Source organism: Pseudomonas sp. SDO5591_S426, from assembly GCF_054070755.1.
The window spans coordinates 1-4,871 of record NZ_JBSVXD010000290.1; the positions used below are offsets into that span (position 1 = coordinate 1).

At 60.7% G+C, this 4,871-nt stretch carries 5 protein-coding genes; 4 read left to right on the top strand and 1 reads right to left on the bottom strand.

All coding sequences use genetic code 11. The features are described from left to right. Positions 1-39: 39 nt before the first annotated feature. On the bottom strand, positions 40-954 hold the full coding sequence (locus tag ACW9JC_RS28700; protein WP_457459258.1) for a LysR family transcriptional regulator: 915 nt from the start codon (positions 952-954) through the stop codon (positions 40-42). A 147-nt stretch (positions 955-1,101) separates the two neighbouring features. On the opposite strand from ACW9JC_RS28700, the gene ACW9JC_RS28705 reads away from it, so the two are divergent. From ACW9JC_RS28705 to ACW9JC_RS28720, 4 genes are all read left to right on the top strand, one after another. Next, on the top strand, positions 1,102-2,388 hold the full coding sequence (locus ACW9JC_RS28705; protein ID WP_457459260.1) for an MFS transporter: 1,287 nt from the start codon (positions 1,102-1,104) through the stop codon (positions 2,386-2,388). Between the two features lie 73 nt (positions 2,389-2,461). After that, positions 2,462-3,214: a 5-oxoprolinase subunit PxpA gene (locus ACW9JC_RS28710; RefSeq protein WP_457459262.1), complete on the top strand. Its 753-nt coding sequence runs from the start codon at positions 2,462-2,464 to the stop codon at positions 3,212-3,214. After that, complete coding sequence (pxpB, locus tag ACW9JC_RS28715) at positions 3,211-3,915, top strand: 5-oxoprolinase subunit PxpB (protein WP_457459264.1); 705 nt, start codon at positions 3,211-3,213, stop codon at positions 3,913-3,915. The genes ACW9JC_RS28710 and pxpB overlap by 4 nt, the downstream gene beginning before the upstream one ends. Next, positions 3,912-4,835, top strand: coding sequence for a 5-oxoprolinase subunit C family protein (locus ACW9JC_RS28720; RefSeq protein ID WP_457459266.1), 924 nt, complete (start codon positions 3,912-3,914; stop codon positions 4,833-4,835). Before pxpB ends, ACW9JC_RS28720 begins: the two co-directional genes overlap by 4 nt. The last annotated feature ends 36 nt before the right edge of the window (positions 4,836-4,871 follow it).

Below are 4,871 nucleotides of genomic sequence, written 5' to 3' on the forward strand. Positions count from 1 at the left end.
CCCTTGTAGGAGCTGCCGCAGGCTGCGATCTTTTGATCTTCAACGAGTCAACACGATGTAATTCTCACCCACCTTCTGCGCATACCCCTCCAACACCTGCTGACACAGCGCCACAATTTCCTCGACCCACTCAACGCCCACCCGCCACGACACCACCACCTGCAAGTCCGGTGGCCGTTGATCGATATCCAGCAAGGTCAACTCCCCGCGCGCCAGCTCCTCGGCCACCAGCACCGGCGGCAACGCGCCGATGCCAAAGCCGTCACGCAACAACCGGGTGATCGCCGACACCGAATTCACGCAATTGAGTCGCGGCGCCGTTACGCCGTTGGCCTGCATCAGTGCCAGCACTTCCTGATGCGGATGGGAGTTTTTCGAGTAGGTGATGATCCGCTCATTCGCCAGATCGGCCACGCCTGAATACTCACGGTTGTACAGCGAATTGCTGGCGACGATCCAGCCCATCGGGTGGCTGGCCAGTTCCAGGCTGCGCACACTTTCCTGGCGCAACAGGTCGGTTTGCAGGATCACATCGAGGAAGCCTTTTTGCAGCTGATCGCAGAGGTTCAGCGAGGTATCGGCCACCAACTCGATTTCTACCAGCGGATAGTGATCGGTCATCTGCGCCACCAGCGGGCTGAGCCAAGTGTGGATAACAGTGTCCATCACGCCGATGCGCACGCGCCCGGCCTTGCTCGAACGGGTTTCGATCGACTGCTTGAGCGCCTGCATGGTGTCCATCATCTGCTCGGCGTAATCGAGCACTTTCAAGCCTTCGGGCGTCAGGCTCACGCCACGCGAATCACGCAGGAAAAGCTTCACGCCGAGCTCGCTTTCAAGCACGGCGATGCGGCTGGAAATCGACGCCTGGGTGGTGAAGAGTTTGTCGGCGGTCAGGCGAAAACTCTTGAGTCGGGCGACCCAGACAAAGGTCTCGAGAAACTTCAGGTTCATGGGATCAAGTTTTTCTTATGGCTAGGACGGGTTTTTATTAGTTGGACGCGACAGGGTGGCGCGACCAAAAATCGACGCATCCGGTTCCCACGATAGGCGTCGTCGGGGCTCAGAACAATACCAATAAAATCAGCGCGGAGATTTGCCATGAGTGCGCCCGACACCACCGCCATCCCGAAAGCATCGGCTCGCCCGGGACCTTTCGACTGGTATCGCAACATCAATCAGCAGGAACGCCGCACCTTCTGGAGCTGCAAGATCGGCTATGGCCTGGACGGCATGGACACCCAGATGCTCAGCTTCGTGGTGCCGACCCTGATTGCCATGTGGGGCATCACCACCGGGCAGGCCGGGCTGATTCACACCAGCACGCTGATCGCTTCGGCCATCGGTGGATGGGTGGCGGGGATTCTCTCCGACCGCATCGGCCGCGTGCGCACACTGCAACTGACCGTGTTGTGGTTCGCCTTCTTCACCTTCCTCTGCGGTTTCGCGCAGAACTACGAACAACTGTTGATCGCCCGCACCCTGATGGGCTTCGGTTTCGGTGGTGAATGGACGGCCGGCGCGGTGCTGATCGGTGAAGTGATTCGCGCCCAGGACCGCGGCAAGGCGGTGGGCATGGTGCAATCCGGCTGGGCGCTAGGTTGGGGGCTTACGGCGATTCTGTATGCGCTGCTGTTCTCGATCATGCCGCCGGAAGATGCCTGGCGTGCGCTGTTCATTCTCGGCATCGTGCCGGCGATTTTTGTGATTTTCGTCCGTCGCTTGGTGAAAGACCCGGAAATCTACCGCGAAGCCAAAGCCAAGCAAGAGCCGAGCAATCCGTCGAAGTTCTACGAGATCTTCGCCCCCGGCATGCTCTTCACCACGATTCGCGCTTCGTTGCTGACCACCGGTGCGCTGGGCGGTTACTACGCGATCACTTCCTGGCTGCCGACTTTCCTGAAGAACGAACGCGGTTTGAGCGTACTGGGTACTGGCGGTTATCTGGCGATGGTAATCGTCGGTTCCTACGTCGGCTATGTCATCAGTGCTTATTTGACTGACATCCTCGGTCGCAAGAAAAACTTCATTCTGTTCGCGGTGGGCTCGTTCACCATCGTGTTGCTCTACACCCAACTGCCCGTCAGCAACGGCGTGATGCTGTGGCTGGGCTTCCCGCTGGGGTTCTTCGCCTCGGGGATTTTCAGCGGCATGGGCGCGTTCCTGACCGAGTTGTTCCCGACGCGCATTCGCGGTTCGGGCCAGGGCTTCTGCTACAACATCGGCCGGGCGCTGGCAGCGTTGTTTCCGCTGCTGATCGGCCTGCTCAGCCAGACAGTACCGCTGAGCGTAGGCATCGGTGCCTTTGCGGCAGTGTCCTACGGCGTGGTGATCCTCGCGGCCCTGAGCCTGCCGGAAACCCGTGGCAAACAACTCGACGCCCAGTAACTGATAATCTGCGGGCCTGTCCTACAGATATGTCCCGCAGCTAAAAAGAATAAAGCCTACAGGAGTGTTCATCGTGAGCCGCCTGCTATTGAACTGCGACATCGGCGAGAGTTTCGGCAACTGGACCATGGGTCTGGACGCGGAAGTCATGCCCTTCATCGATTGCGCCAACATCGCCTGCGGTTTCCATGCCGGCGACCCGAGCATCATGCGCAAGACCGTCAGCCTGGCCCTCAGTCACGGCGTAAAGATTGGCGCGCATCCGGCGTATCAGGACCTGGTGGGTTTCGGCCGTCGCTCCATGGCGTATGCCGCCCAGGAACTTCAAGACATCCTGCATTACCAGATCGGCGCCCTTGACGGCATCTGCCGGGCCCAGGGCGGGCGGGTCAGCTACGTCAAACCCCACGGCGCGATGTACAACGACATGATGGCCAACCCGGCGCAATTACGCGCGGTGTTGCAAGCAGTGGCGTCCTATGACCGCAATCTGCCATTGATGCTGATGGCGACCAAAGACAACCGCGCCGCGCAGCATTTGGGCGATGAATACGGCGTGACCCTGTGGTTCGAGGCCTTCGCCGATCGCGCCTACGACAGCGCCGGCATGTTGGTGTCGCGGCAACTGCCGGGAGCGGTGCATCACGATCCGGAAAAAATCATCGATCAGGCGCTGACCATCGCCCGTGGCGACAACCTCACCGCCAGTGACGGCAGCGCCCTGCATTTGCAGGCCAACACCCTCTGCGTGCATGGCGACAACGCCAGTTCGGTCGCCGCCGTGCAGCGAATCCGTGAAGCCTTGAACCGGCAGAGCGCGTCATGAAACTGCGGGTGGAAGTGGTCGCGCTGGATTGTCTGATGGTGCGCTTGTTCGATGAAATTGCTGAAACCAACATGCCGTGGATGCTGGCGGCCAGCGAGAGTCTGCGGGCGGCGTTTGCTGAACATCTGATTGATCTGGTGCCGTCCTACACAACGTTGATGGTGCATTACGATCTGACCGCGTTGAGCCCGACCCAGGCCCGGGAGTTGATCGCTGAAGCGTTGATTGATTTGTCGCCTAATGCGCGCACTCGCGGCACCTGTCATGTGTTGCCGGTGTGGTACGACTTGAGCGTCGGCCCCGAGCTGAGCCTGCTGTCGCAGCGCAGCGGGCTGGCGGTGGAAGAGGTGATCCGTCGTCACAGCGAGCGTGAGTATCAGGTGTTTGCCCTGGGCTTTGCGCCGGGCTTCGCCTTCATGGGGTTGGTGGAAGAAGTGCTGGCTGCGCCGCGCCTAAACACGCCGCGCAAGAAAGTCGCCGCTGGCAGTGTCGGCATCGCAGAACGGCAAACGGCGGCTTATCCGGTGGTTTCGCCGGGGGGCTGGAACCTGATCGGCCGCACGCCGGCCAAATTGTTCGACCGCAACCGTGACGGCTACAGCCTGATGCAACCGGGCGACACCGTGCGCTTCGAAGCGGTCGGCCGTGCCGAATTCATCAACCTGGGCGGTGACGATACGCCACTGGAGGCCCTGGCATGAGCCGTTTGACGATAGAGTCGAGCACGCCGCTCTGCCTGTTGCAGGACGCCGGGCGTTTCGGCGTACGTCATCTCGGCGTGACCCAGGGCGGCGCGGCAGATTGGCGTTCGATGTCGTGGGCCAATTGGTTGCTGGGCAATGGGCTGGATGCGCCTGTGATCGAAATCACCCTTGGCGGGTTCACCGTGGTGGCCGAGGAAGATTGTGTGCTGGCGCTGGCCGGCGCAGACCTTGGCGCGCTCATAGATGGCGAGCCGTTGGCACCGTGGCGCAGTTTCAGGCTGCATAAAGGTCAGCGTTTGCAGTTCACCCAGCCGTTGCTTGGTGCGCGTGCCTATCTGGCTTCACCGGGTGGCTTCGATGCGCCGAAGGTGTTGGGCAGCAGCGCGACGGTGATCCGTGAAGAACTTGGTGGACTGGATGGCATGGGTCGCGCGCTGAGCAAAGGCGCGGGTTTGAGCTACTCAGGCAACTCAGTGATGTTGTTGCGGGAGTTGACCGCAGACCAGCGGCCAAACCTGAATCTTGATGCGCCGTTGGATCTGGTGCTCGGTGCACAAATCGGTGAATTCAGCGGGCAGAGTCTGTTCGATGCGTTCAACAGCGTTTGGAGCCTCGACAGCCGTGCTGATCGCATGGGCATTCGTCTGCTGGGCACGGCGTTGCAGTACCAGGGCAAGCCGATGATTTCCGAGGGCATTCCGCTTGGGGCGGTGCAGGTGCCGCCGGATGGACAGCCGATTGTGCTGCTCAATGATCGGCAGACCATTGGTGGCTATCCGCGATTGGGGGCGTTGACGCCGTTGGCGCTTGCACGGTTGGCGCAGTGTTTGCCGGGGGCGCAGGTTCGATTGCGGCCGGTGGTGCAGGATGTGGCGCATCGCGAACAAGTCGAGTATCTGCGCCGTTTGAAGGTGTGAAAATCAAAAGATCGCAGCCTGCGGCAGCTCCTACAC

Bases quoted from the DNA above. Each gene is read 5' to 3' on its own strand.
- ACW9JC_RS28720 (WP_457459266.1), top strand. From the start codon at position 3,912: ATGAGCCGTTTGACGATAGAGTCGAGCACGCCGCTCTGCCTGTTGCAG.
- ACW9JC_RS28700 (WP_457459258.1), bottom strand. From the start codon at position 954: ATGAACCTGAAGTTTCTCGAGACCTTTGTCTGGGTCGCCCGACTCAAG.
- pxpB (WP_457459264.1), top strand. From the start codon at position 3,211: ATGAAACTGCGGGTGGAAGTGGTCGCGCTGGATTGTCTGATGGTGCGC.
- ACW9JC_RS28705 (WP_457459260.1), top strand. From the start codon at position 1,102: ATGAGTGCGCCCGACACCACCGCCATCCCGAAAGCATCGGCTCGCCCG.